Here is a 23,553-nt window from a genome sequence, read left to right as displayed (position 1 = left end):
CCTTCTCAGCGCTCGAACTTCCAGGTGACGGAGGAGCCCGTGGCCTTGACCACGGAGACCGGGATGTCGACGCTGCGCCCGTCGGTGCTCTTGCCGGTGCAGGTGATGGTGGCGCCGGCGACGGCCTTCAGACCGGTCGGGCAGGTGACGCCGGAGACCTTCTTGCCGACCCAGGGCAGGGGGTGGTACTTGCTCTCGGCGCGACCCGCGACGATCTTGCCCGACAGGGCCTTGTGGCCGTCCACCTGCACCGACGAGTACCGGTCGAGCTCGCTGGTCGACTCGGTCCCGGACAGCAGGTAGGTGCCGAGACCGCCCAGGGCGACCAGGGCGGTGGCACCACCGACGGCGCCGACGAGGAACTTGCTGGGCTGCATCACGCACTCCTGATGACTGAGGGCCCTGCGGGACCGTTCGGGGAAGTGGCTCCACCCTCGCCCGCGGGCCCGTGCGCGCGCCTCGGCCACAAGGCCACGGTGAGGCGGCGCCGCCTCGGCCATTCGGCCGATCCGGCCGCTCTTCGCCCTCACCTACGGTGAACGGCATGACCTCCATCTCCGGCCGGGGCTGCTCCCGTGGATTCGGCGTCGGCTTCGTGCTCGCGGCGTCGGTCGCCGACCTCCTGATCGTGGGCAGCGCGGGCGAGAACGTGCGGCCGACCGTCGTGGTGCTCCTGGTCGGACTGGTCGCCGTGCTGTGGCCGGCCGAGCGGCACCCGGCCTGGCTCACCCCCCAACTGCGCACGGCTGTACCGGCGTTGGTCTCCGCGCTCTACTCGGTGGGCGCACTGCTGGCCGGGTCGGAGGCTCTGTTCGGCCCGGGCGAGATCGCCATCCTGCTGTGCCTGCTGTTCGTCGCCGTACGGCACTGCCCACCCCTGTCGGCCATGGTGTGCGGTGCGCTGGACGGCGTCGCGCTGCTGCTCACGCCGCTGCGCTACTCCCACTCGGTCAAGGACGGCGGGACCCTCGGCGTCATGGTCGGGGGCCTGGTCCTGATCGGACTGGTCGCCGGTCTCGCGGCCTATCTGCGCTCCCTCGACTACCGCCGCACCGTCGCCGTCACCGACACCCGACGCGAGGAGCGGGTGGCGATCGCCGCCGACCTGCACGACTTCGTCGCCCACCACGTCACCGGCATCCTGGTGCAGACCCAGGTGGCCCGCGTGATGGCGACCACGCAGCCGGAGAATCTCGACCCGGTCCTCGCCGGCATCGAACGCGCCGCCACCGAGACCCTGGCCTCGATGCGCCGCACGGTCGGCGTCCTGCGCGACACCGGCGACGAACCGGCCGACCGCCGCCCGGTCGGCGACCTGGCCGCCGTCACCGGCCTGACCGAGGGCTTCGCGAGCCCCGTCCAGAAGGTCACCCTGCACCGCGACCCCACCGTGCCCGACGACCTCCCGCACGAGGTCCAGGCGGCCGCCTTCCGTGTCGTCCAGGAGTCCCTGACGAACGTCCGCCGCCACGCCGCCGACGCCGCCCAGGTCACGGTCCGCCTGAGCTACGACACCGACCGCCTGTCCGTGGCGGTCGCGGACGACGGCCGAGGCGGCACCCAACTCCCGGCCGCCGCACACGGCGGCGGCTTCGGCCTGGTCGGCCTGAAGGAACGGGTGACCGCGCTCGGCGGCGACCTGCACGCGGGACCGCGGGCCGGGGACGGCTGGGAGGTACGGGCGGAGTTCCCGGCGGGCCGACGCTGAACGCCGACGTACCGGACGGGGGCCGTCGCCTGCGGCTCTGGCGTCACCGTGCACCCCGGCTGTTCAATGGTGCTGCACATGTCCGCCCGAGAGGGGAGCAGCCGTGTCTCCTGCCGCCGTGCCGCCCGTCGGTGCGCGCATCCGGCAGGCGCGCCTTGCGAAAGGCGTGAGCCTGCGTGGCCTCGCGCGGGACGTCGGCGTCTCCGCGAGCCTGGTCTCCCAGATCGAGACCGGCAAGAGCCAGCCGTCGGTGAGCACGCTGTACGCCATCACGACCGCGCTGTCGATCTCCGTCGAGTCGCTCTTCGACGGATACGAGGACGAGGCCGCCGCGCCCCCGGTCCTGACCGCGTCCGCCGCCCCCGCCACCGTGCTGCACGCCCTCGCCGCCTTCGCCGCCGACCCCGGCCGCCGTATAGGACCGCTGGTCACACCCGGTGAGCGCGACGTACTGGAACTGGACTCGGGTGTCGTGTGGGAGCGTCTCGGGCACGTGCCCGGCACGGACGTCGACTTCCTGCTGGTGACCTACCGGCCCGGCGGCTCCTCCTCCAGCTCCGGCGGCCTGATGCGCCACGCGGGCACCGAGTACGGCTATCTCACCTCCGGCGAACTCGTCCTCACCCTCGGCTTCGACGAGCACACGCTCCGTCCCGGCGACGCCGTCTGCTTCGAGTCGACAACCCCGCACCGCTACCGCAACGATGGTGCTGAGCCGGCCGTCGGCGTCTGGTTCGTGTTCAGCCAAAGCGTTCAGTAGCACTTGACACTCACGAGGCGTGGTCGTTCACTCCGAAGTGGGGGTGGTCGCCATGGCGATCCGCACATATGGACCCAATGCCGTCGACTGGGAAGAGCGCATCGACCTGGACCGGCTGCGCAAGGAGCGCCTGGCCCGGCTGCACGAGACCCTGAACCGCTCCTCGCTGGGCGCCGTGCTCAGCTTCGACTTCGCCAACATCCGCTACATGACCGCCACGCACATCGGCACCTGGGCGATGGACAAGCTGATCCGCTTCGCCCTGCTGGTGCGCGGCGGCGAACCGGTCGTCTGGGACTTCGGCTCCGCGGCCCGTCACCACCAGCTCTACAACCCGTGGCTGGACTACAGCGACGGCAAGGACGGTCCGCCCACCGGCGCCCGCGCCGGGATTTCGACCTTGCGCGGTGCCTTCCATCCGGACGCCGGCATCGCCGCGGACGTGGCCCGCAAGATAGCCACCGAACTGCGCGAACACGGCCTCGCGAACGAGCCCCTCGGCATCGACGTCGCCGAGATGCCGATCCTCACCGCCCTGCGCGCCGAGGGCATCGACGTCGTCGACGGCCAGCAGGTCTTCCTCGAGGCCCGCCGCACCAAGACCCGCGACGAGATCTCCCTGCTCACCCAGGCCTGCGCGATGGTGGACGCGGCCTACGAGGAGCTCTACGGTTACCTGCGTCCCGGCGTGCGTGAGAACGAGTGCGTCGGCCTCGTCAGCAAGGTCCTCTACGACCTCGGCAGCGAGTACGTCGAAGGCGTCAACGCCATCTCCGGCGAACGCTGTTCACCTCACCCGCACGTCTACAGCGACCGCCTGATCCGCCCCGGCGACCCCGCCTTCTTCGACATCCTGCACAGCCACCTCGGCTACCGCACCTGCTACTACCGCACCTTCGCCGTCGGCAGCGCCTCCGCCGCCCAGCGCGACGCCTACATCCGCTGCCGCGAGTACATGGACGAGGCCATCGCCCTCGTCCGGCCGGGCGCGACCACCGCCGACATCGTCCAGGTCTGGCCGCGCGCCGAGGAGTTCGGGTTCGCCGACGAGACCGCCGCCTTCGCCCTGCAGTACGGCCACGGGGTCGGCCTGTCGATCTGGGAGAAGCCCATCTTCAGCCGACTGGTCTCGCTCGACCACCCCGAAGTCCTCGAAGAGGGCATGGTGTTCGCCCTGGAGACCTACTGGCCGGCCGCCGACGGCTGGTCCGCGGCCCGTATCGAGGAGGAGCTGGTCGTCACCGCGGACGGCTGCGAGGTCATCACCAAGTTCCCGGCCGAGGAACTGCTGGTCGCGGGCCGCAAGTACTGGACGGTCGGCGGCGAGCTCAACACCAGGCGCGAGGCGCAGTCCCACCTCAACACCCGTAGCAACGGGGGTGCTTGATGGTCGACCGCGACGAACTCCTCGCCCTGTACGAGCAGATGGTCCTCATCCGCCGTACGGAGAAGGCCGCCCACGACCTGTTCATGTCCGGCCTGGTCAAGGGCACCACCCATCTCGCCGCCGGGCACGAGGCGATAGCCGTCGGCGCGAGCGCGGCCCTGCGCCCCGACGACTACGTCTTCGCCACCTACCGCGGCCATCACCACGCCATGGCCCGCGGCGCCACCCCCGAGGAGTGCCTCGCCGAACTCATGAGCCGCGCAACGGGGTTGTGCAAGGCCAAGGGCGGCTCCATGCACCTCACCAAGGCGTCCACCAACATGCTCGGCTCGTACGCCATCGTCGGCGCCCACCTGCCGATGGCGGTCGGCGCCGCATGGTCGGCCCGGCTGCGCGGCACCGGACAGCTCGCGGTCGCCTTCTTCGGCGACGGCGCCACCAACATCGGCGCCTTCCACGAGGCCCTCAACCTGGCCGCCGTATGGAAACTGCCCGTCCTGTTCGTCTGCGAGAACAACCTGTACATGGAGTACACGCCCATCGCCGACGTCACGGCGGTGGCCCGACCCGCGGCCGACCGTGCGCCCTCGTACGGCATCCCGGGCGAGGTCGTCGACGGCAATGACGTCGTCGCCGTGCAGGAGGCGGTGGCCCGGCTGGCTCAGCGGGCCCGGGCGGGAGACGGGCCCGCTGTCCTGGAGGCCGAGACCTACCGCCACTTCGGGCACAGCCGCGCCGACCCGGCCACCTACCGTCCGGCCGAGGAGGTCGAACGGTGGCTCAAGCACGACCCGTTGGACCTCGCCCGCGGCCGCCTCGTCGAGCTGGGGGTGCCCGAGGAGACGGTCACCGCGGCCGACGAGCGCGCCCGTGACGTCGTGGAGAAGGCGGTCGATGCGGCGAAGAACGCGCCGCCGCCGGATCCGAGCGAGGCGCTGACCGACGTGTGGGCGGACGGAGGTGCGGCATGGCGGACGTGATCACCTACCGCGATGCGGTCGCGGAAGGCATCGCCCGCGAGATGCGCCGGGACTCCACCGTCGTATGTCTCGGCGAGGACATCGGCGAGGCCGGCGGGGTGTTCAAGACCACCGTCGGGCTGTTCAAGGAGTTCGGGCCCGAGCGGGTCTGGGACACGCCGATCTCCGAACAGGCCATCGTGGGCGCGGCGATGGGCGCCGCGATGACCGGGATGCGGCCGGTCGCCGAGATCATGTTCTCCGACTTTTTGGCCTGTTGTTGGGACTACCTCGCCAACGAGATACCCAAAGTGCGTTATATGACGGGTGGTCAGGTCACCGTGCCCCTCGTCGTACGCACCGCCAACGGCGGCGGGCTCGGCTTCGGCGCCCAGCACTCGCAGGCCACCGAGAACTGGGCCCTGACCGTTCCCGGCCTGAAGATCGCGGCACCGGCCACGCCCGCCGACGTGATCGGCATGATGGCGGCGGCGATCCGCAGTGACGACCCGGTCGTCTTCTTCGAGCACAAGGGGCTGCTGGCGAGCAAGGGTGCGCCGCCTCCGCCGGACCACGTGGTCGAGCTGGGGCGGGCGGCGGTCGTCCGCGAGGGCGCCGACGTGACCCTCGTGGCCCTCGCCTCGATGGTGCCCATGGGACTGAAGGCCGCCGAACTCCTTGCCCCGGAGGGCGTCGACGTCGAGGTCGTCGACCTGCGCTGCCTGATCCCGCTCGACACCGCCACCGTCCTAGCCTCCCTCGGGAAGACCTCGCGGCTCGTCACCGTCGAGGAGAACCCGTACCAGGGCGGCTGGGGCGCCACCCTCGTCTCGGTCGTCGCCGACGAGGGGTTCAGCCTGCTGGATGCGCCGGTGCGCCGGGTGGCAGGGGAGTGCGTGCCGCTGCCGTTCGCCGACGCGCTGGAGGAGCGGGTCATCCCCACCGTAGAGAAGGTCGTGGCGGCAGTCCGGAGTCTCGCCGCGTACTGAACACCCCTGAGGAGGAAGCGCGATGACCGATCGGATACTGCTTCGCGGGGGGCACGTGATCTCGATGGATCCCTCCGTCGGGGATCTGCCGAGGGGTGACGTCCTCATCGAGGACGGCCGAATCGCGGCCGTGCAAACGGAGATCAGCGCGGATGCGGAAGTGCTCGACATGACCGGCCGCATCGTGATCCCCGGCTTCGTCGACACCCACCGCCACACCTGGGAGGCGTCCATCCGCAATGTCGCCCCGGATGCCACCCTGGACGACTACTTCGTCGACATCCTCGACACCTTCGCCCCGCTCTACACCCCCGAGGACGTGTACGCGGGCAATCTCGCCGGCACCCTCGAATGCCTCAACGCCGGTATCACCACCCTCGTCGACTGGTCCCACATCAACAACACGCCCGAGCACCCGGACGCCGCGGTCCAGGCGCTCACGGAGACCGGCATCCGTGCGCAGTACGCGTACGGCAGCGCCAACACCTCCCTCGCGGACTACTGGTTCGAGAGCAAGATCGCGATTCCGGGCGACGACGTCCGCCGGATCCGCGCCAAGTACTTCGCCTCCGACAACGGCCTGCTGACCATGGGGCTCGCCACCCGCGGCCCCGGCTTCTGCGTCAACGACGTCGTCACCTCCGAATGGATCCTCGCGCGCGAGCTGGACATCCCGATCACCGTGCACGTGGCGATGGGGCGCCTGGCGGGCCGCTTCGGCATGGTCAAGCAGCTCCACGACCTCGGGCTCCTCGGCTCCGACACCACCTACATCCACTGCTGCTACTTCAGTGAGGAGGAGTGGCGGATGGTCGCCGACAGCGGCGGCACGGTGTCGATCGCACCGCAGGTCGAGACCCAGATGGGGCACGGCTGGCCGCCCGTGATGAAGGCGATCGAGTACGGGCTGCGGCCCAGCCTGAGCATCGACGTCGTCACCACCGTGCCCGGCGACATGTTCACCCAGATCCGCGCGGCCTTCGGGGCCGAGCGGGCCCGCGTCAACGCGGACTGCTGGAAGGCCAACATGCCGGTGCCGGACACCATGTTGACGGCACGTCAGATGCTGGAGATCGCAACGCTGAACGGCGCGCATGTCGCGGGACTGGAGCACCGCACCGGTTCCCTGACCCCCGGCAAGCGCGCCGACGTCGTCGCCATCGACGCCACCGCAGTGAACGTCGCGCCGGTGCACGACGCGGCCGCCGCGGTGACCCTGTCGGCCGATGTGTCCAATGTCGAGACGGTCATCGTCGACGGCGTGATCCGCAAGCGCGACGGCAGGCTGACGGCCGACGTGGCGCGGGCCCGGCGGCTCGTCGAGGAGTCCCGCGACCGGCTCCTGGCGGCGAAGGAGGCGAGGCCGACGGCATGACCCGGCATCTGGTGCGGCGGTCCGCCGATGTGCCCGAGCCGCAGTACGACCGACTCGGGTACCGCAGGCGGACGTTGGTCGGCGAGGACGACGGCAGCGTGCACACCGGCTTCGGGCTGTGCGAACTGCGGCCGGACGGCGGGGTGCCGGCCCATGTGCACTCGTACGAGGAGAGCTTCCACATCCTCGACGGCACGGTGATCCTCGACCTGCCGGAGGGCTCGTACCTGCTCGAAGAGGGCGACTACGGCATCCTCCCGACCGGCGTCCCGCACGCCTGGCGCGGTGCCGGAGACACCCCCGCGCGCTGGGCGGACATGCTGGCGCCGGTCCCGCGGGCGCGCTACGGGTTCGACACCCAGGCCGTCCGGGATCTCCCGCCGCGCACCCCCGTCCGGATCGACGTCCGTGACCCGCGCACCCGCTTGTTCGGCCACTTCGAAGCCGCCCAGATGGACCCGGGAAAGCAGTCCCAGGACCTCCTGGCGGTCTCGGCCAGCATGCGCACCGCTCTGCTCGTCTACAGCGGCATCACTGTGAAGATGATGGTCGACAGCGACCTCGGCGCGGTCGCCTCGACGATGTTCATGGTGCAGTACGCGCCCGACGGCGTCGCCGGCACCCACGACCACCCCTTCGAGGAGACGTACCTGTTCCTCGAAGGGGAGGCGGACGCGACCTTCGACGGCGAGACCTACCGGCTCGGGCCCGGCGACTGCGCCTGGGCGGGCGCCGGTTGTGTGCACGGCTTCGCCAACGCCGGTCAGGGGCCGCTGCGTTGGCTGGAGACACAGGCACCGCAGCCGCCGCCACGCCACTCGTACCGGTTCACCCGCGACTGGGACTACTTGAGGGAGGCCCTGGAGTCATGAGCAGCGTCCTGGTCGTCGGCGGCACGTCCGGCATCGGCCGTGAGTTCGCCCGCGAGCGGTCGGAACGGGGGGACGACGTCGTCCTCACCGGCCGCGACCCTGCCCGCGCCGACGCCGTCGCCAAGGAGATCGGCGCCCGCGGTCTCGCCCTGGATCTGTCCCGACCGCGGGAGATAGCAGGGGCGTTGGCCGATGTGGAGCGCGTCGACCACCTGGTGCTCGCCGGAGTCACCCGCGACGAGAACACGGCCGCCGACTACGACATCAGTGCCGCCCTCCGCCTCGTCACGCTCAAACTCGTCGGCTACACCGAGGTCGTGCACGTCCTGCGGCCCCGGATGACCGACGACAGCGCGATCGTCGTCTTCGGCGGCCAGGCCAAGGAGCGCCCCTACCCCGGCGCGACGACGGTGGCGACCGTCAACGCGGGCGTACGGGGCCTGGTGAACACCCTCGCCGTCGAGCTCGCACCGGTCCGGGTCAACGCCGTCCACCCGGGTGTCGTGGGCGACAGCCCCTACTGGCAGGGCAAGCCGGCGGAGGTGCTGGCCGGGCTGCGTGCCAGGACCCCGACGGGACGGCTCGCGACCATGGCGGACGTCGTCGACGCCGTGGACTTCCTGCTGCGCAACCGCTCGGTCAATGCAGTGGAGTTGAGCGTGGACGGGGGGTGGCTCCTCGGGTGAGCGACAGGGATCGGGGCGGCGGCACGGGACCGCGCGTCGCGGTCGTCGGTACGGGCCGGATGGGCGCCGCCATGACGATACGGCTGCGCGAGGCCGGCTTCCCGGTGACGGCGTACAACCGCACGCGGGAGAAGGCCGCGGCCACCGGCGCCGCCGTCGCCGGTACGCCCCGCGAGGCCGCCGCGACGGCGGATGTCGTCCTCGTCTCCCTCGCCGACGCCACGGCCGTGACGGGGGCGTACGGTGGCGACGACGGCATCGTGGCCGGACTGCGCCCCGGCGCGGTCGTGCTGGAGACCAGCACGGTCGCCCCCGAGACGGTGACCGCCCTGAGCCCGCTGGTCGAGAAGGCGGGCGCGACCCTGCTGGACACGCCGGTCTCGGGCAGCGTCAGCTTCGTCCAGCAGGGCAGGCTGACGGTGATGGCGGGCGGGGACGCGGCGGCTCTGGAGCGGGCCCGGCCGGTACTGGACGTCCTGGCGGCCCGAGTCGTCCACCTCGGCCCCGGCGGCAACGGCGCGGCGATGAAACTGGCGGTCAACTCCCTTCTGCTCGGCCTCAATCAGGCCCTCTCCGAGGCTCTCGTCCTTGCCGAACGGGCCGGAGTGCCGCGGGAGTCGGCGTACGAGGTGTTCGCCGCGGGCGCCGCGGGGGCGCCGTTCGTGCAGTACAAGAAGGAGGCGTATCTGAATCCGGAGGGTGCCGCGGTCGCCTTCACCCTCGAACTGGTCGCCAAGGACCTCGACTTGGTCCTCGCCCTCGCCGAACGCGTGGGTGCACCCATGCAACAGGCCGTCGCCAACCGGCGGTTGGTGGGCGAGGCAGTGGAACAGGGCTTCGGGGGGCGGGACTTGAGTGCAATTGCGGAGTACTTGCGCGCCAAGCCTTGGTGAGGCCCGGGTCAGGCCTTCGCCTCGTCGTACTCGGCGCGCGCCTTCTCCACCGCCGGCATCTGCCGGTCCACCCACCGGGCGAGGGCGCTGACCTGCTCGGCGGCCTCCCGGCCGAGGTCCGTGAGGGAGTAGTCCACGCGCGGCGGGATCACGGGCTTCGCGTCGCGGTGGACCAGGCCGTCGCGCTCCAGGGTCTGCAGCGTCTGCGTCAGCATCTTCTCGCTGACCCTGCCGATCGCCCGGCGCAGCTCACTGAAGCGGTAGGAGCGCTCCAGCAGCGCGATCAGCACCAGGGTGCCCCAGCGGCTCGTCACGTGTTCCATGACCAGACGGTGGGGGCACATCGTGCCGCCGTCGGCCATCCGTACCTGGTCGACGAGTGTCGTGTCGTTCACGCCCATGACGGAAGCTTACTCCAGGGTGGGCACTTTCGAAAAGTTAGTGCGCTCGTGGTGCGCCGCCGGTCGTCAGGGCTTGACGCCGATGCCCCCGTACAGGGACACGGGCCCCGTCCCGTCCGGCGTCTCGTCCAAGCCGAGCTCGGGATGCCAGTCCACCACGGACACGATCCCCGGCTCGACGAGGTCGAGCCCCTTGAAGAAGCCGGCCATCTCGGCGTGGGTGCGGGCCACCAGGGTCACGCCCCCCGCCGCGTACGCCTCGATGCCCCGCCGTACGCTCTCCGGCTCGAAGTCGGCCGTCATCGCCGAAAGGACGAGGCAGCTGCCCGGGGCGAGCGCGTCGACGAGGGTGCCGACCACGTCGTAGGCACCGTCCTCGTCGGCGATGAAGTGCATCAGCGCGATCAGGGACAGGGCGACCGGGCGGCCGAAGTCCAGGACGCGGCCCGCCTGTTCGAGGATTGCGCCGGTGTCTCGGGCGTCGGCCTGGAGGTACTCCGTGACACCTTCCGGGGTGCCGCGCAGCAGTGCGCCCGCGTGCGCGAGGACGATCGGATCGTTGTCGACGTAGACGACACGCGCGTCCGGTGCCACGGTCTGGGCGATCCGGTGGAGGTTGGGCTCGGTGGGGATGCCGCTGCCGATGTCGAGGAACTGGCGGATTCCCGACTCCCCGACGAGCCTGCGCGTGGCCCGCTGCATGAAGCGGCGGTTGGCCCGGGCGGTCCTCGGCGCGCCGGTCTCGATCGACATGATCTGCCGGCCGAGCTCCTCGTCGACCGGGTAGTTGTCCTTGCCGCCGAGGAACCAGTCGTAGACGCGCGCGGGATGCGGCCTCGTCGTGTCGATCCGGGTGCCGGCCGGCTCGGTGGCGGTCACGTGCTGCTCCTCTGCTCGGCGGACCCGACAGGACGTGCGAGCAGTCTGACACGATCATGCGGCGCGACGGAGACTGTCTTCGGCCACCTCCTCGTCCCGGGCCGCCGCCCGCACCAACGCGGCGGCCAGGACGGCCGGTTGGGTGTTCCCGGCGAGCTTCACGAGCCGGTCCGCATCCGACGTACGCCCGTGCAGATTCGCCAACTCCCTTACCGCACGCTGCTGTTCGGTCATGGCTTGAGCGGATCGTGGCCGATCGTCATCAGCATGTGCCGACGACGGGTCTCCTCGGCCTCGGGCTCGTTCTCCAGGTCGGCCTGCGCCGTCACCGTGTCCACGACCTCGTACATCACCTCGAGGTCGTCGTCGGTGAGGTCGGTGCGTCGCTTCTGCAGGATCGCCAGGACATGCTGCCCGGTCGGCGAGCCCGCGTGCTCGGGCAGCGGCTCCGTCTGTTCGTCGGCCTCGCTCACCCGCAGCCACGCGGCCAGTTCCTGCGAGGTCATGTTCACCACGCGGTGGAAGTCCTCCCACAGCGCGTCGAGTTCGAGGGCGTCGGTCATCGCGTCCCCTTTCCGTACGTACGTGCTCCGGTGGCCGGGGCCTGTCCGGTCAGTTGTCGCGCGGCCAGTTCTCCGCGTCGAACATCCACCGCTGCTTCTCGAGCTCGGCGGTGAGGGAGATCAGCAGGTCCTGGGTGACCGGATCCGGCTCCGCGGTCGCGTCGATGCGTTCGCGCAGCCGCCCGATCGCCGCCTCCAGCGTGTCCACGACCAGCTGGACGACCTCCGTGTCCCGCAGCCAGCCGTCCTTCGGGCCCGGCAGCGTGTAGGCCGCCGCGATCGTCTCGGGCCGGCCGTCGGGCGGCAGGCCGAGCGCGGCGGAGCGCTCCGCCACCGTGTCGGCGAAGGCGCGCGCCGTGTCCACGACCTCGTCGAGCTGCAGATGGATCGAACGGAACCGCGGGCCCACGATGTTCCAGTGCGCCTGCTTGCCGATCAGCGAGAGCCCGAGAAGATCCACGAGAGTGCTCTGCAGCGCCTCTCCGGTGACCTTGCGGGCCGGTTCCGGAAGCGTGCTCTTCACGACAGTCATAGGGTGCTTCTCCTTCTGGCGTCGTGCGTGTCGGTGCGGAGCAGTGCGGTGCGTTCCTCCTCGCAGGTCCCTCCCCACACCCCCGAGGTCTGACCGCTGCGCAGGGCCCAGTCGAGACACTCGACGGTCACCGGGCAGCGGGCACAGACGCGTTTGGCCGCGGCGATGTCCCGCAGCGCCGGTCCCTCGGTGCCCACCGGGAAGAAGAGCTCGGGGTCCTCTCCCGCGCAGGCAGCACCGCGCAACCACTCCATGCGGGCGCGGGTGCCCAGGGCGAACCGGTGCAAACGCGGCGCCGGGGCGGCCTGACCCCGTCTCGGTGTGTGAGCAGGCTGTCCAGGTGTCGGATCAGGTCAGTTCGTGAGTACGTCGTCCACGAACCGCGTCAGGTCCGCGAAGACCTCGGCCTTGTTCGTCTCGTTGAACACCTCGTGCCGGGCACCGGCGTAGATCCGCTCGACGAGGCGGCCGCCGCTCAGCTGCTCGACGCCGACGCGGCTGCCCGCGAGCGGCACCAGCCGGTCGTCGTCGCCGTGCAGCCACAGCAGCGGGAGCCCGCCGATGTCACCGCCCTTCGCGACGGTCTCCAGGGTGCAGGCGAACGCCTCCACCGTCGGCCGCTTCATCGGGCCGTGCCAGACCAGCGGATCGGCGGCGTACGCCTCCCCGACCGCCGGGTCCCGGGAGAGCGCGGCCGGGCTGATGGGCGTGTCGGGGATCTCGTCGAGCGCGAGCAGCCGGCCCGGCAGCTCCCAGACCCCGATCACCGGCCCGGACAGCACCAGCGCGGCGAGCTCGTCGCCGTGGCGCTGGGCGTAGCGGGCCGAGATCAGGCCGCCCATGGAGTGCCCGATCAGGACGAGCGGCACGCCGGGGTGCACGGACCGGGCCAGGGCGGCCACGGCGTGGAGGTCGGTGACCACGTCCTCGAAGTCCTCGACCAGCACCGGCTCGCCCGCCGACCTCCCGTGCCCCATGTGGTCGGGCCCGAACACGGCCGCGCCGTGCCCGACCAGGACGTCGGCCACCTCCTCGTACCGGCCGACGTGCTCGCCGTAACCGTGCACCAGCAGGGCGAGGTACCGCGGCCGCTCGCGTGGCCACTCGCGTGCGGTGATCGTGCCCCTGGTGCCGGTCAGGACGTGCTCACGGGCGTCGGCCATGTCTCCTCCAGCTGCGTCGGTGAAGGTCCCCGTGGATCTTCCCAGGGAGCCGCCCGGCGGTCTATAGTCCAAAACTAGCGGTGCTAATTAAACGGCTGCCGCCCGGGTGCAGCCGCCGTAGCTCAGGAGTCCTGTCGTGCGTCCCGTCCACTTCGCGGCCGCCCGCCGCACCCCCATCGGCAAACTGCGCGGAGCCCTGTCCGCAGTACGGCCCGACGACCTCGCCGCGGCCGTCGTCCGCGGGCTCGTCGCCGACGTACCCGCCCTCGACCCGGCGCGCATCGACGACGTCTACTGGGGCGCCGCCAACCAGGCCGGCGAGGACAACCGCAACGTCGCCCGCATGGCCGCCCTGCTCGCCGGCCTCCCCGAGTCCGTACCCGGCGCCACGGTCAACCGCCTGTGCGCCTCCGGCCTCGAGGCGGTGACGCTGGCCGCCCGCACCGTCGCCGCGGGCGAGGCCGATGTCGTCCTCGCGGGCGGCTCCGAGTCGATGAGCCGCGCCCCCTTCGTCCTGCCCCGCCCCGACGAGGCCCTCCCGCACCGCATCGAGACCGCCGACACCCGCCTCGGCTGGCGCCTGGTCAACCCGGCGATGAAGGACCTCCACGGCCTGCTCTCCATGGGCGAGACCGCGGAGGAGGTGGCGAAGCGATACGGCATCCCGCGCGAACGCCAGGACGAGTTCGCCCTGCGCAGCCACCAACGCGCCGCGGACGCCCGCAAGAACGGCCACTTCGACGACGAACTCCTGCCGGTGGAGCGCCCGGACGGCGTACTCGTCGACGCCGACGAATGCATCCGCGAGGACACGTCGTACGAGAAGCTCGCGCGCCTGAAGCCGGTCTTCCGCGAGGGTGGCACGGTGACGGCGGGCAACGCCTCACCGATGAACGACGGCGCCGCCGGCCTCCTCCTGGTCAGCGAGGAGGCCCTCAACGACCTGGGCCTGGAGTCGCTGGGCCGCTATGTCGCCGGCGTCTCGGCCGGTGTCCACCCCGACGTCATGGGCATCGGCCCGGTCCCCGCCACGCGCAAGGTCCTCGCCCGCGCCGACTGGAGCATCGCCGACATCCAGGAGGCCGAGTTCAACGAGGCGTTCGCGGCCCAGGCCCTCGCCTGCGTGGACCAACTCGGCATCGACCCCGACCTGGTCAACCCGAGCGGCGGCGCGATCGCCCTCGGCCACCCGCTGGGCTGCTCGGGAGCCCGCATCCTGACGACACTGCTGCACGGCATGCGGCGGACGGGGGCGGAGCGCGGCCTGGCCACCATGTGCGTGGGGGTGGGACAGGGGAGCGCGGTGCTGGTAGAGAGGCACTAGCTGTTCTTCGCAGGGTGGAGGCCTCCGCATGGCTGTCGTGGTCTGGATCGTCGAGGGCACCTGGCCGGCATGCGTGGACGCCGCCCGCTCGCATACGGCCGAGGGCGACGAGATCGTGCTGCTGCACGTGACCGGACAGGAGCTCCCGGGCGTCGCGCACGGCGCCTTCGCCGGACTGCTCGGCCGCGGGCATCCCGAACGCGATCCCGGCATCCAGGTCGAGCATCTCGCCGCCGCCTCGGCCCAGCAGTTGCTGCAGGCCGCCGCCGACCGACTCGGCCGCCCCTGCACCCGCGTGGAGCGCACCGGCCGGGTCGAACGCGAGGTCGTCGCCGCGGCCGAGGACGCCGACCTCCTGATCCTGGCCCGGGACGGCGACCGCAGCCGCCTCGGGCCGAAGAGCCTGGGCCCGGCCTGCCGCTTCGTCGTCGACCACGCGCCGTGTCCCGTGCTGCTCATCTGGCCCGAACCGGCACCGGACCTCGCAGACATGCCGCCACCGCCGCATCACCGATAGGGCCGGGCAGTCGCCACCTGTCGAGACGCTCCTTACGCCGCCGGATGCATGCGCATAGCATCGGTGCCCGCATGAACACGATGACGCTCTGGCACATAACCGGCTGGGAGTTCGCCGCCCTCGCCTTCGCGGCCCTCCTCGTCGGCTTCTCGAAGACCGCCGTGAGCGGGGCCAACACGGTGAGCCTCGCCATCTTCGCGGCGGTCCTGCCCGCCCGCGCCTCCACCGGCGTACTCCTGCCCATCCTGATCGTCGGCGACGTCCTCGCCGTCCTCACCTACCGGCGGCACGCCCACTGGCCCACGCTCTGGCGGCTGTTCCCGGCGGTCGCGGCGGGCGTGGTCCTCGGCACGCTGTTCCTGGTCTGGGCCGACGACGGGATCGTACGGACGTCGATCGGCGCGATCCTGCTGCTGATGGCGGCCGTGACGGTCTGGCGGCGACGCACGGCCGAGGCCGAGGAGGAACCGGACTCGGTCGCCACTCGCTCGGGCCGCGTCAAGGCCCGCTCGTACGGCGTCCTCGGCGGCTTCACCACGATGGTCGCCAACGCGGGCGGCCCGGTGATGTCGATGTATCTGCTGTCCGCGGGCTTCCGCAAGCTCGGCTTCCTGGGGACCTCGGCCTTCTTCTTCCTGATCGTCAACGTGTCCAAGGTGCCCTTCAGCGCCGGCCTCGGCCTGATCGACGGACCCTCACTGCTCCTTGACGCCGCGCTCGCGGTGTTCGTCGTACCCGGTGCGTTCATCGGCAAATGGGCTGTGAACCGAATCAACCAGCGACTCTTCGAGCAACTCGTGATCGCGGCCACGGTCGTGGGCGGCCTGCAGCTACTTCTCCGCTGACCCGCGCAGCAGCGCCGGCAGGTCCGCGAAGGACTCGATGACACGGTCGGGCGTACCGCTCGCGTCCCGATGCGTCTCCGGCAGGTACTTCCCGGTCTTGACCAGCACCCCCGTGAGGCCGGCGCGCTGCGCGGCCAGCACGTCCGACTCGATGTCGTCCCCGACCATCACCGCATCGCCCGCATCGACCCCCAGCCGGGCGAGCGCCGCCCCGAAGAACGCGGCCGACGGCTTCCCCGTGACCTCGGCCTCGGTACGGGCGGCCTTCTCCAGCCCGGCGAGAAACGCACCGGAGTCCAGCTGCAGCCCGGCATCGGTACGCCAGTACAGATTCCGGTGTACGGCCACCAGCCGGGCCCCGCGCTGCAGATACCCGAAGGCCCGGTTGAGCGAGGCGTAGTCGAACTCGGGCCCGGCGCCTCCGACGATGACGACGTCCGGCACCGCAGCGGCATCGGCGTCGGCCGGGTCGAGGAGCGTGACGCCCTCGAGATCCTCCCGAATGTCCCCGCTGTTCAGCAGCGCACACCGAGCCCCCGGGTGGTGCTCGGCGAGATACGCGGCGGTGACGACCGGCGCGGTCAGGATGTCCTCCGTGTCCACCGCGAACCCCGCCTCCCGCAGCGTCCCGGCGATGGACGCCCGGGTCCGTGAGGTCGTGTTGGTCACCAGCGCTATCCCGAGCCCGGCCTCCCGGAGCTCCCGCAACGCCTCGACGGCCCCCGGCAGCGGCTCCCAGGAGACCGTCAGGACCCCGTCGATGTCGATCAGGACGGCACGTACAGACTCCATGGCTGGACGATAGCCGCGAACGAGTCGGCAACCCGGGAATGCAACGGGGGGAGGCGGCGTTACAACGACTGTAATTGACATGCCCGGATCAAGGATCCGTGGTGTGGGCGAAGGGAGGACCCCATGGCACGCAGCACCGCGCGCCCCGTCGTCAAGCTGAAGTCGACGGCTGGAACCGGTGTCACCTACGTGACCCGCAAGAACCGCCTGAGCGACCCCGACCGGCTGGTCCTGCGCAAGTACGACCCGGTGGTCGGCGCGCACATCCTGTTCCGCGAAGAGCGCTGAACCCGTCTCGAACAGCCCCAGGTTCCGAGGAGGCAAACCCCATGAAGCCCCGCATCCATCCCGACACCCGGTTCGTGGTCTTCCGTGACCGCGCCGCGGACGTCGCGTTCCTGACCCGTTCCACCGCCGACTCGTCCAGGACGATCGAGTGGCAGGACGGCCGGACCTACCCGCTCATCGACGTCGAGATCTCGTCGGCGTCCCACCCCTTCTACACGGGGAAGTCGCGGGTCCTGGACACCGCCGGCCGAGTGGAGCGCTTCGAGCGCCGCTACGGCCGCGCGGCCGAGAACCGCAGCTGACCACGGAGTGAGGAGAGCAGAACCATGAAGGTGCGCAAGTCCTTGCGCTCACTGAAGTCCAGGCCCGGCGCCCAGGTGGTCCGCCGACGCGGCGTGGTCTTCGTCATCAACAAGAAGGAACCCCGCTTCAAGGCCCGCCAGGGCTGACGGAGTTACGGACGTCGGCTGCCCGGTCCGCGCCGCTGGACACGAGTTCCGCCGGGCGCTGGGACAGACCGTGTGACAGGTCCTCGACCAGCAGTCGCTTCGCGATCGTGTCCACGGCGGCGCGCAGATCGGTCCCGGAGGGGCGGCCGATGTCCTGCTGTACCCGTTCCTCGAGCCACTCGGCCCACGCCTGGCTGATGACCGCGGCCTCGCGTGCGCCGGCCTCGGTGTGGGAGAGGAGCGAGCCGTCGCGGATGAGGAAACCCTCGTCCGCCATGCGGTCGAAGACCGGCAGCAGCACCTCGGGCGGCATGTGGCGGCGGGCGGCGATCACGCCGAGGCTCGCGTGGCCGACCAGCCGGTTCAGCAGCTCGACCTGCATCACCGCCCAGGCGCCGGCGATGTCGAGCCGGGTGTCGCACTCCGCCATGATCCGGCGCACCGTGTCCAGGTCCGTGCTGCCGATGATCTTCCCGACGGACGCTTCGAGCAGCCGCTGCGAGTCTGCGCCGTGCGGTGAGGCGAACCCGTCGCCCATGTCGGTGGAGCCCGCCCGCGCGCTGTCGCGCAGCTCGACCTGTTTGAGGAACAGCGAGACGAGGAACCCTGCGGCCGCGACCGGCACGGTCCACAGGAAGACGGTCTGCAACGTGTCGGCGTACGCGTCGATGATCGGGGCGGCGACCCCTGAAGGCAGCTTGTGCAGTCCCTCCGGGCTGGTCGCCGCCTTGGCGACGACCGCCGGGTTGACGGCGCCGGACCCCGCGGCCTCCGCGATTCCGTCGGTGAGGTTCGGCTTGAGGGTGTTGGTGTAGATCGTGCCGAACACCGCCGTACCGAAGGAACTGCCCAGCGTACGGAAGAAGGTGACGCCGGAGGTCGCGGTGCCGAGGTCGGCGTAGTCGACGGTGTTCTGCACGGCGATCGTCAGGACCTGCATGCACAGGCCGATGCCGGTGCCGAGTACGAACATGTACAGCGACTCCAGCCAGGCGCCCGTCGACGGCCCCATGAGGGACATCAGATACAGGCCGACGCCCATCACCAGCGAGCCGACGACGGGGAAGTAGCGGTACTGGCCGGTCTTGCTGACCACGTTGCCGCTGAACACCGACGCGATCAGCAGTCCGATCACCATCGGCAGCGTCCGTACGCCGGAGATCGTGGCCGAGTCGCCGTCGACGTACTGCAGATAGGTCGGCAGATACGTCATCGCGCCGAGCATCGCGAACCCGACGATGAAGCTGAGCACCGAGCAGACCGTGAATACCGGGTTGGCGAACAGTCGCATGGGCAGCATCGGTTCGCGTGCCCGGGTCTCCACCCAGCAGAACAGTCCGAGCGCGACCGCGCCTCCCACGAACAGGCCGATGATGGTGCCCGAAGTCCACGCGTACTCGTTGCCGCCCCAACTCGTCGCCAGGATCAGCGCGCTCGCGCCGACCGCGACGAGGGCGATGCCCAGGTAGTCGATGACGGGCCGGGACGCCGACTTCACCACCGGGATGGTGCGGGCGGCCGCGACGACGACGAGGATCGCGATCGGCACGTTGACGTAGAACGCCCAGCGCCAGGACAGATGGTCGGTGAACAGCCCGCCCAGCAGCGGCCCGATGACGGTGGCCACCCCGAACACGGCCCCGATCGCGCCCTGGTACTTGCCGCGCTCCCGCAGCGGGATCACGTCGGCGATCAGCGCCATCGCCGTCACCATCAGCCCGCCCGCGCCGATGCCCTGCATCGCGCGCCAGGCGATCAGCAGCGACATGTTCGTGGCCAGACCGCACAGGAACGAGCCGGTGATGAAGACGACGGCCGAGACCTGGAAGACCACCTTGCGCCCGAACAGGTCGCCGAACTTGCCGACCAGCACCGTCGAGACGGTCTCCGCGAGCAGGTACGAGGTCACCACCCACGACATGTGCGCGGCACCGCCGAGGTCCGACACGATCGTCGGCAGGGCCGTGCCGACGATCGTCTGGTCCAGGGCCGCGAGCAGCATCCCGAGCATGATCGTCACGAAGACGACGTTGCGCCGGCGCGAGTCCAGCACGGGCGGCTGCGAGGCGGCGGACGGTGCGAGCTCCTCGGCGACTGTCACGAGGTCACGATCACACCGGTGGACCACGCACGCATGCGGGACCGGTCCGCTCGGGTGGCCTGCGGGCCGCCGCTCCTTGGGGTCAGTCCTCGGAGTTCCGCCGCAACAGATACGTGTCCATGATCCACCCCTTGCGCTCGCGGGCCTCCGCGCGCAGCCGCTCGATCCGCGGCGCGGCCTCGGCGATCGGTCCGGAGACGAGGATCTCGTCCGGGGTGCCTATGTAGGCGCCCCAGTAGATGTCGATGTCCTGCTCGGCGTACTTCCGGAACGTCTGGTGGGCGTCCAGCATCACCACCACGTCGTCCACCCCCTCCGGGAAGCCCTCGGCGAGCCGACGCCCGGTGGTGATCTGCACCGGCCCGGCGACGCGGTTGAGCCCCGTCCGATGCCGGGCGACGAGCGCCGAGACACTGCTGATCCCCGGCACGACGTCGTACTCGAAGTCCACGGCGCCCCGCTCCCGCACCTCGTCGAGAATCCCGATCGTGCTGTCGTACAACGCGGGATCTCCCCACACCAGGAACGCGCCGCTCTCCTCCTGGCCCAGCTCCTCCGCGATCAGCCGCTCGTAGATGCCCGCACGGGCGCTGCGCCAGTCCCCGACGGCGGGGGAGTAGGCCGCACCTCCCGCGCTCCGGTCCCGCTCCGGATCCCGCGCCTCGACCACCCGATACGACGACCCCTCCGGTATGTGCGCGTCGAGCATGTCCCGGCGAAGGCGCGTGAGATCGCTCTTCAAATCGCCCTTCTCGAGGATGAAGAACACGTCCGTACTCCGCAGCGCCCTGACCGCCTGCAAGGTGAGCTGGTCGGGGTCGCCCGCGCCGATGCCGATGACATGAATCTTTCGCACACCCCGAGTCTGCCGCACGCCACTGACAGTCCGTACAGCACATCCACACCGAGCGGATACGGCACGGACTCGTCCCTTACGACACCTGCCCCCGCAGCCGCGGCGCCCGCACCCCCGCGTCGACGGCCCCGCCGCCCGCCTCCACGTCGTCCGCCAGCCCCCGCCCCCAGGCGACCAGCCCCACCAGATCCATCCCGTACGGCCGCTGCCGCCCCGACTGCGCCGCCCACTGCTCCACGCCCGCGGCGCCCCGCCGCAGCAGCCGGGCGCCGCCCGTGACGTTCCCGCGGGCAGCATGCGTGAGCCCCACGGCGACCTGCGCCAGCCCCCGCCACAGCGCCCGCTCCTCCTCCGGCCCCGACTTCCAGGCGTCCTCGAACACCTCGTGCGCGTGGAAGGGCTTGCCCGCGTCCAGCAACTCCTGCGCCTCGGCGACGCTCTGCTCCGGGGTGCGCACGACGCCTTCGGGCTGCCGGGCCACGCCCTGCGCCTCGTACGGGAGGGGCCGCCCGAGCCCGTCCCGCGGCCGGGCGTTGCGCGCCCGCCCCTCGCCGTCCCGGTCCCGTGCGCCTGCCGATCGTCCTGAGGATGTACTGCCCATACGCCGATTGTCCCGCGCCCCGCGACCGACTTCGGCGCGGTACCCGACGTGGGGTAAAGTGCTGTCCGCGCGATCACGCGGTTCACCGCGGAAAGCGCACCGGGACGTGGCGCAGCTTGGTAGCGCACTTGACTGGGGGTCAAGGGGTCGCAGGTTCAAATCCTGTCGTCCCGACGGTGCGAAGGGCCTTCGCAGGCGGAAGCCTGCGGGGCCCTTTTCGTATGCGCCGGTTCCCGCCCCTGGGCCGTGCGCGCCCGCCGGCCGTCGAGCCCCCCGATGCTCCGAATGCCTGGACTCTCCGGTCGCCCGCCGTACCCCTGCCACACAAAGTGACCTCGCCCGGCACAGAGTGATCCCTTCGCTTCCGTGCTCCCTCTCGACTCTCGAGGAAAGGGCGAAGATGACCCGTTCGACCGTGGGCCCGCAGCCGGCTCGCCCCCTCCGCATGCTGGCACCCGTCGCCGTGGTCCTGTACCTGGTGGCCGCGCTGCTCGTCGGCACCGCGACACCCGCCGCCGCACTGACCAAGCCGGTCATCAACGGACCCGTGTTCAACGACCCGCTGGGCACCCCGGAGCAGCAGAAGGCGATCTTCACCCAGCTCGTCCGGTTGATCGACGCGACGCCCGCCGGGGCGACGATCCGCGGCTCGATGTACGAGTTCCAGGACCAGGAGGTCGCCGACGCGCTGCTCGCCGCCGACCAGCGCGGCGTCAACGTCAAGCTCATCGTCGACGAGTCGACCTATGTCGGCGAGGGGGGCGTCGAGTACAACAACCCGGTCTACCGGTCCCTCAGGTCCGGGCTCGGAACCAATGACGCCGCCCGCTCCTGGATCGTCGTCTGCGACGACAGGTTCGAGGACGCCGACGGCGTGGACGACGTGGTGCGCGGCTGCCTGAGCGTGGCCCCGCCCGCACCGGCGTACAACCACAACAAGTACTTCATCTTCTCGAGGATCGGGCCCTTCGACGACGGCACCAGCTACTCGAAGGTCGTCTTCCAGACCTCCTCGAACCTCTCCGACTGGTACAAGGTCGAGTCCTTCAACGACGCCGTGACCTTCGCGAACGCCACCGTCTACGACGGCTACGCGTCGTATCACGAGAAGCAGCGCGTCGGGCGCACCCTCGCGGGCGGCAACAACCACGTGTACTTCTCCACCCCGACCGGGTCGACCTACCGGGCCTTCTTCTTCCCGCGCGGTGACGCCTCGTACAACAACCCGGCCACCGACACCGTCGTCAACGCTCTCAACGAGGTCAGCTGCGCCTACACCGGCGCGGACGGGCAACGGCACCAGACCGACATCCGCATCTTGATGCACACCTTCTACGGCTCGCGCGTCCAGGTCGCCGACAAGCTGGCCCAACTGCGCGGCAGGGGCTGCTGGATCGACATCGTCTACGCCGAGAGCGACTCCAAGATCACCAACAAGCTGGCCGCAGCCGGCATCCAGTACCGCAGGTGCCGCATCCCCAACGGCCCGGGCATCGACGTCCGTCCGCACAACAAGGAGATCCTGATCGACGGCGACTACGGCGGCAGCATCACCCCGCGCGTCTACACGGGCAGTGCCAACCTCGCCGGGTCTTCGCTGCGCTCGGCCGATGAGGCGCTCGTACGGATCGTCAGCGCGTCGTACCACTCGAAGTATCTGAGCACCTTCTACAAGGTCCGCTCCGCCTGCGGGGGTTGACGGGTCGTCACTTTCCAGGTTCCTGGGCGAAGCGGTCGAGCAGCGCGTCCAGCCCGGCCGCCAGCCCTTCCGGTCCGCCCCGCTCGGCCAGAGCGGGGGCGGTCTGCCGGAGCCGGGGCAGCTCCTGGGACGGCATGCGGTGCAGGCCCAGGCGGAAGGACGGATCGGGCTCGTCGGGGTTGTCCACCATGGGCCGCAGCTCCACGGACACATAGCCGAGGAGCCAGGCGGTGAAGGCCTGGAACACGGTCGCGGAGCGGGTCTCGTCCAGTTCGGCGTCCCGGAGCAGGGCGAGCACCCTCTCGTGGTCCTTGAGGACGGCGAGTGGCCGCTGGGCCAGCGGAACCGCCAGCATGCGCGTGGAGAGCAGCGGTACGGCCCGGGGGTGCGCGAGGCAGACGTCGTACGTCGCCCGGGCGATCCGGTGGAGCTCGGCGCGCCAGGCGGGCGCGGTGTCCGTCGAGCCGGTCCCGGGTTCGGCGGCCAGGCGCTCCTCCAGCTCGAGATAGAGCGCTTCGACCAGGCCGTCGAGCAGGGCGTCCTTGCTCGCCGCGTACCGGTAGAGCGCCATCGCCTCCACGCCGAGCTCCGCGCCCAGCCGGCGCATGCTCAGCGCGGACAGGCCCTCGCGGTCCACCAGTTCCAGGGCGGCGGCCAGCACGCGCTCGCGATTGAGCCTGCCGTAGCGCCCGCGGTCGCTTGCGCGACGCGTGGGGCCGGGATCCGAGGCGCTCTTCGCCATTGCGCGTCTCCTCGCCATGCGGCCGCATGCCCCTTCGGGGGCTGACGGCATCCGTATACGACGTAAACACGGATGTTAGCCGGAAGCGGTCGAAGGTCCCCGCCTTGACCGCGTGTCCGTTTCACTCTATTCTGTACGTATACATCGTAAATATACATAGAACAGCTGCCGT

Annotated in this window: 28 protein-coding genes, 1 tRNA gene and 1 pseudogene; 17 read left to right on the top strand and 13 right to left on the bottom strand. The window is 70.8% G+C overall.

Annotated features, from left to right (window positions below; all coding sequences use genetic code 11):
- Positions 1 to 5: 5 nt before the first annotated feature.
- The gene (locus tag ACFY1L_RS01940) at positions 6 to 377 is read right to left on the bottom strand and encodes a DUF4333 domain-containing protein (RefSeq protein ID WP_388816657.1); all 372 of its coding nucleotides are present in this window, start codon (positions 375 to 377) and stop codon (positions 6 to 8) included.
- A 167-nt stretch (positions 378 to 544) separates the two neighbouring features.
- On the opposite strand from ACFY1L_RS01940, the gene ACFY1L_RS01935 reads away from it, so the two are divergent.
- The 9 genes from ACFY1L_RS01935 (at position 545) to ACFY1L_RS01895 (ending at position 9,629) form a co-directional block, all read left to right on the top strand.
- Entirely contained in the window at positions 545 to 1,708 is a 1,164-nt protein-coding gene (locus ACFY1L_RS01935) for a sensor histidine kinase (protein WP_388816654.1), read from the top strand.
- 103 nt (positions 1,709 to 1,811) lie between these two features.
- Positions 1,812 to 2,468: a helix-turn-helix domain-containing protein gene (locus tag ACFY1L_RS01930; RefSeq protein WP_388816652.1), complete on the top strand. Its 657-nt coding sequence runs from the start codon at positions 1,812 to 1,814 to the stop codon at positions 2,466 to 2,468.
- Positions 2,469 to 2,520: 52 nt separating this feature from the next.
- Positions 2,521 to 3,855, top strand: coding sequence for a M24 family metallopeptidase (locus ACFY1L_RS01925; protein WP_388816649.1), 1,335 nt, complete (start codon positions 2,521 to 2,523; stop codon positions 3,853 to 3,855).
- A complete protein-coding gene (locus ACFY1L_RS01920) occupies positions 3,855 to 4,835 on the top strand; it encodes a thiamine pyrophosphate-dependent dehydrogenase E1 component subunit alpha (protein ID WP_388816646.1) in 981 nt (326 codons plus the stop codon). Before ACFY1L_RS01925 ends, ACFY1L_RS01920 begins: the two co-directional genes overlap by 1 nt.
- Positions 4,823 to 5,803, top strand: a complete 981-nt coding sequence (locus ACFY1L_RS01915) for an alpha-ketoacid dehydrogenase subunit beta (protein ID WP_388816643.1) — start codon at positions 4,823 to 4,825, stop codon at positions 5,801 to 5,803. The genes ACFY1L_RS01920 and ACFY1L_RS01915 overlap by 13 nt, the downstream gene beginning before the upstream one ends.
- Positions 5,804 to 5,825: 22 nt before the next feature.
- Complete coding sequence (locus ACFY1L_RS01910) at positions 5,826 to 7,178, top strand: amidohydrolase family protein (RefSeq protein WP_388816640.1); 1,353 nt, start codon at positions 5,826 to 5,828, stop codon at positions 7,176 to 7,178.
- Complete coding sequence (locus ACFY1L_RS01905; protein WP_388816637.1) at positions 7,175 to 8,050, top strand: cupin domain-containing protein; 876 nt, start codon at positions 7,175 to 7,177, stop codon at positions 8,048 to 8,050. Before ACFY1L_RS01910 ends, ACFY1L_RS01905 begins: the two co-directional genes overlap by 4 nt.
- On the top strand, positions 8,047 to 8,736 hold the full coding sequence (locus ACFY1L_RS01900; RefSeq protein ID WP_388816634.1) for an SDR family NAD(P)-dependent oxidoreductase: 690 nt from the start codon (positions 8,047 to 8,049) through the stop codon (positions 8,734 to 8,736). The genes ACFY1L_RS01905 and ACFY1L_RS01900 overlap by 4 nt, the downstream gene beginning before the upstream one ends.
- Entirely contained in the window at positions 8,733 to 9,629 is an 897-nt protein-coding gene (locus ACFY1L_RS01895) for an NAD(P)-dependent oxidoreductase (protein ID WP_388816631.1), read from the top strand. The genes ACFY1L_RS01900 and ACFY1L_RS01895 overlap by 4 nt, the downstream gene beginning before the upstream one ends.
- A gap of 8 nt (positions 9,630 to 9,637) precedes the next feature.
- Here ACFY1L_RS01895 and ACFY1L_RS01890 read toward each other — a convergent pair whose 3' ends face one another.
- From ACFY1L_RS01890 to ACFY1L_RS01860, 7 genes and pseudogenes are all read right to left on the bottom strand, one after another.
- Complete coding sequence (locus ACFY1L_RS01890; protein ID WP_388816628.1) at positions 9,638 to 10,030, bottom strand: winged helix-turn-helix transcriptional regulator; 393 nt, start codon at positions 10,028 to 10,030, stop codon at positions 9,638 to 9,640.
- A 66-nt stretch (positions 10,031 to 10,096) separates the two neighbouring features.
- Positions 10,097 to 10,909, bottom strand: coding sequence for an SAM-dependent methyltransferase (locus ACFY1L_RS01885; RefSeq protein ID WP_388816626.1), 813 nt, complete (start codon positions 10,907 to 10,909; stop codon positions 10,097 to 10,099).
- Between the two features lie 54 nt (positions 10,910 to 10,963).
- Positions 10,964 to 11,086, bottom strand: a pseudogene (locus ACFY1L_RS01880) (endonuclease); the annotation flags it as partial.
- A 53-nt stretch (positions 11,087 to 11,139) separates the two neighbouring features.
- Positions 11,140 to 11,472 carry a DUF3140 domain-containing protein gene (locus ACFY1L_RS01875; RefSeq protein WP_388816623.1) on the bottom strand — a complete coding sequence of 111 codons (333 nt, stop codon included), beginning with the start codon at positions 11,470 to 11,472 and terminating at the stop codon, positions 11,140 to 11,142.
- A gap of 49 nt (positions 11,473 to 11,521) precedes the next feature.
- On the bottom strand, positions 11,522 to 12,004 hold the full coding sequence (locus ACFY1L_RS01870) for a Dps family protein (protein WP_388816620.1): 483 nt from the start codon (positions 12,002 to 12,004) through the stop codon (positions 11,522 to 11,524).
- On the bottom strand, positions 12,001 to 12,258 hold the full coding sequence (locus ACFY1L_RS01865) for a WhiB family transcriptional regulator (RefSeq protein WP_388816616.1): 258 nt from the start codon (positions 12,256 to 12,258) through the stop codon (positions 12,001 to 12,003). The genes ACFY1L_RS01870 and ACFY1L_RS01865 overlap by 4 nt, the downstream gene beginning before the upstream one ends.
- A gap of 99 nt (positions 12,259 to 12,357) precedes the next feature.
- Positions 12,358 to 13,167, bottom strand: a complete 810-nt coding sequence (locus ACFY1L_RS01860) for an alpha/beta hydrolase (RefSeq protein ID WP_388816613.1) — start codon at positions 13,165 to 13,167, stop codon at positions 12,358 to 12,360.
- A gap of 136 nt (positions 13,168 to 13,303) precedes the next feature.
- Between ACFY1L_RS01860 and ACFY1L_RS01855 the strand changes: the two genes are divergently transcribed.
- The 3 genes from ACFY1L_RS01855 (at position 13,304) to ACFY1L_RS01845 (ending at position 15,853) form a co-directional block, all read left to right on the top strand.
- Positions 13,304 to 14,491, top strand: coding sequence for a thiolase family protein (locus ACFY1L_RS01855; RefSeq protein WP_388816610.1), 1,188 nt, complete (start codon positions 13,304 to 13,306; stop codon positions 14,489 to 14,491).
- Positions 14,492 to 14,519: 28 nt separating this feature from the next.
- On the top strand, positions 14,520 to 15,008 hold the full coding sequence (locus tag ACFY1L_RS01850; protein ID WP_388816608.1) for a universal stress protein: 489 nt from the start codon (positions 14,520 to 14,522) through the stop codon (positions 15,006 to 15,008).
- Between the two features lie 71 nt (positions 15,009 to 15,079).
- Positions 15,080 to 15,853, top strand: a complete 774-nt coding sequence (locus ACFY1L_RS01845) for a sulfite exporter TauE/SafE family protein (RefSeq protein ID WP_388816605.1) — start codon at positions 15,080 to 15,082, stop codon at positions 15,851 to 15,853.
- Here the strand turns inward: ACFY1L_RS01845 and ACFY1L_RS01840 are convergent.
- Positions 15,839 to 16,645, bottom strand: coding sequence for a TIGR01458 family HAD-type hydrolase (locus ACFY1L_RS01840; RefSeq protein ID WP_388816602.1), 807 nt, complete (start codon positions 16,643 to 16,645; stop codon positions 15,839 to 15,841). The genes ACFY1L_RS01845 and ACFY1L_RS01840 overlap by 15 nt on opposite strands.
- Positions 16,646 to 16,768: 123 nt before the next feature.
- Between ACFY1L_RS01840 and rpmG the strand changes: the two genes are divergently transcribed.
- From rpmG to ykgO, 3 genes are read left to right on the top strand one after another with little or no spacing between them, the layout of a single operon-like run.
- Entirely contained in the window at positions 16,769 to 16,933 is a 165-nt protein-coding gene (rpmG, locus tag ACFY1L_RS01835) for a 50S ribosomal protein L33 (protein ID WP_388816599.1), read from the top strand.
- Between the two features lie 41 nt (positions 16,934 to 16,974).
- A complete protein-coding gene (locus tag ACFY1L_RS01830) occupies positions 16,975 to 17,235 on the top strand; it encodes a type B 50S ribosomal protein L31 (RefSeq protein WP_388816596.1) in 261 nt (86 codons plus the stop codon).
- A gap of 24 nt (positions 17,236 to 17,259) precedes the next feature.
- Positions 17,260 to 17,382, top strand: coding sequence for a type B 50S ribosomal protein L36 (ykgO, locus tag ACFY1L_RS01825; protein WP_361258987.1), 123 nt, complete (start codon positions 17,260 to 17,262; stop codon positions 17,380 to 17,382).
- Here the strand turns inward: ykgO and ACFY1L_RS01820 are convergent.
- From ACFY1L_RS01820 to ACFY1L_RS01810, 3 genes are all read right to left on the bottom strand, one after another.
- A complete protein-coding gene (locus ACFY1L_RS01820; RefSeq protein WP_388816593.1) occupies positions 17,363 to 19,483 on the bottom strand; it encodes an MDR family MFS transporter in 2,121 nt (706 codons plus the stop codon). The genes ykgO and ACFY1L_RS01820 overlap by 20 nt on opposite strands.
- Before the next feature lie 82 nt (positions 19,484 to 19,565).
- On the bottom strand, positions 19,566 to 20,339 hold the full coding sequence (gene cobF, locus ACFY1L_RS01815; protein WP_388816590.1) for a precorrin-6A synthase (deacetylating): 774 nt from the start codon (positions 20,337 to 20,339) through the stop codon (positions 19,566 to 19,568).
- A gap of 76 nt (positions 20,340 to 20,415) precedes the next feature.
- On the bottom strand, positions 20,416 to 20,940 hold the full coding sequence (locus ACFY1L_RS01810) for a DUF309 domain-containing protein (protein ID WP_388816587.1): 525 nt from the start codon (positions 20,938 to 20,940) through the stop codon (positions 20,416 to 20,418).
- Positions 20,941 to 21,040: 100 nt separating this feature from the next.
- On the opposite strand from ACFY1L_RS01810, the gene ACFY1L_RS01805 reads away from it, so the two are divergent.
- Positions 21,041 to 21,114: transfer RNA gene (locus ACFY1L_RS01805), tRNA-Pro, on the top strand.
- Positions 21,115 to 21,340: 226 nt separating this feature from the next.
- Positions 21,341 to 22,639, top strand: a complete 1,299-nt coding sequence (locus ACFY1L_RS01800) for a phosphatidylserine/phosphatidylglycerophosphate/cardiolipin synthase family protein (RefSeq protein WP_388816585.1) — start codon at positions 21,341 to 21,343, stop codon at positions 22,637 to 22,639.
- 7 nt (positions 22,640 to 22,646) lie between these two features.
- Here ACFY1L_RS01800 and ACFY1L_RS01795 read toward each other — a convergent pair whose 3' ends face one another.
- Positions 22,647 to 23,399 (bottom strand): TetR/AcrR family transcriptional regulator, encoded by a 753-nt coding sequence (locus tag ACFY1L_RS01795; protein WP_388816582.1) that lies wholly within the window; start codon positions 23,397 to 23,399, stop codon positions 22,647 to 22,649.
- Positions 23,400 to 23,553: the final 154 nt, after the last annotated feature.

It is taken from the genome of Streptomyces sp. NPDC001663 (assembly GCF_042893105.1).
Classification (GTDB): domain Bacteria; phylum Actinomycetota; class Actinomycetes; order Streptomycetales; family Streptomycetaceae; genus Streptomyces.
Note: the sequence above shows the minus strand (reverse complement) of the source record. Positions and strands in the feature narration are given on the sequence as shown.

Coding starts and splice junctions, on each gene's coding strand:
- ACFY1L_RS01940 (WP_388816657.1), bottom strand. CDS start 377: ATGCAGCCCAGCAAGTTCCTCGTCGGCGCCGTCGGTGGTGCCACCGCC.
- ACFY1L_RS01935 (WP_388816654.1), top strand. CDS start 545: ATGACCTCCATCTCCGGCCGGGGCTGCTCCCGTGGATTCGGCGTCGGC.
- ACFY1L_RS01925 (WP_388816649.1), top strand. CDS start 2,521: ATGGCGATCCGCACATATGGACCCAATGCCGTCGACTGGGAAGAGCGC.
- ACFY1L_RS01920 (WP_388816646.1), top strand. CDS start 3,855: ATGGTCGACCGCGACGAACTCCTCGCCCTGTACGAGCAGATGGTCCTC.
- ACFY1L_RS01915 (WP_388816643.1), top strand. CDS start 4,823: ATGGCGGACGTGATCACCTACCGCGATGCGGTCGCGGAAGGCATCGCC.
- ACFY1L_RS01910 (WP_388816640.1), top strand. CDS start 5,826: ATGACCGATCGGATACTGCTTCGCGGGGGGCACGTGATCTCGATGGAT.
- ACFY1L_RS01905 (WP_388816637.1), top strand. CDS start 7,175: ATGACCCGGCATCTGGTGCGGCGGTCCGCCGATGTGCCCGAGCCGCAG.
- ACFY1L_RS01900 (WP_388816634.1), top strand. CDS start 8,047: ATGAGCAGCGTCCTGGTCGTCGGCGGCACGTCCGGCATCGGCCGTGAG.
- ACFY1L_RS01890 (WP_388816628.1), bottom strand. CDS start 10,030: ATGGGCGTGAACGACACGACACTCGTCGACCAGGTACGGATGGCCGAC.
- ACFY1L_RS01875 (WP_388816623.1), bottom strand. CDS start 11,472: ATGACCGACGCCCTCGAACTCGACGCGCTGTGGGAGGACTTCCACCGC.
- ACFY1L_RS01870 (WP_388816620.1), bottom strand. CDS start 12,004: ATGACTGTCGTGAAGAGCACGCTTCCGGAACCGGCCCGCAAGGTCACC.
- ACFY1L_RS01865 (WP_388816616.1), bottom strand. CDS start 12,258: ATGGAGTGGTTGCGCGGTGCTGCCTGCGCGGGAGAGGACCCCGAGCTC.
- ACFY1L_RS01860 (WP_388816613.1), bottom strand. CDS start 13,167: ATGGCCGACGCCCGTGAGCACGTCCTGACCGGCACCAGGGGCACGATC.
- ACFY1L_RS01850 (WP_388816608.1), top strand. CDS start 14,520: ATGGCTGTCGTGGTCTGGATCGTCGAGGGCACCTGGCCGGCATGCGTG.
- ACFY1L_RS01845 (WP_388816605.1), top strand. CDS start 15,080: ATGAACACGATGACGCTCTGGCACATAACCGGCTGGGAGTTCGCCGCC.
- ACFY1L_RS01840 (WP_388816602.1), bottom strand. CDS start 16,645: ATGGAGTCTGTACGTGCCGTCCTGATCGACATCGACGGGGTCCTGACG.
- rpmG (WP_388816599.1), top strand. CDS start 16,769: ATGGCACGCAGCACCGCGCGCCCCGTCGTCAAGCTGAAGTCGACGGCT.
- ACFY1L_RS01830 (WP_388816596.1), top strand. CDS start 16,975: ATGAAGCCCCGCATCCATCCCGACACCCGGTTCGTGGTCTTCCGTGAC.
- ykgO (WP_361258987.1), top strand. CDS start 17,260: ATGAAGGTGCGCAAGTCCTTGCGCTCACTGAAGTCCAGGCCCGGCGCC.
- ACFY1L_RS01810 (WP_388816587.1), bottom strand. CDS start 20,940: ATGGGCAGTACATCCTCAGGACGATCGGCAGGCGCACGGGACCGGGAC.
- ACFY1L_RS01800 (WP_388816585.1), top strand. CDS start 21,341: ATGACCCGTTCGACCGTGGGCCCGCAGCCGGCTCGCCCCCTCCGCATG.
- ACFY1L_RS01795 (WP_388816582.1), bottom strand. CDS start 23,399: ATGGCGAGGAGACGCGCAATGGCGAAGAGCGCCTCGGATCCCGGCCCC.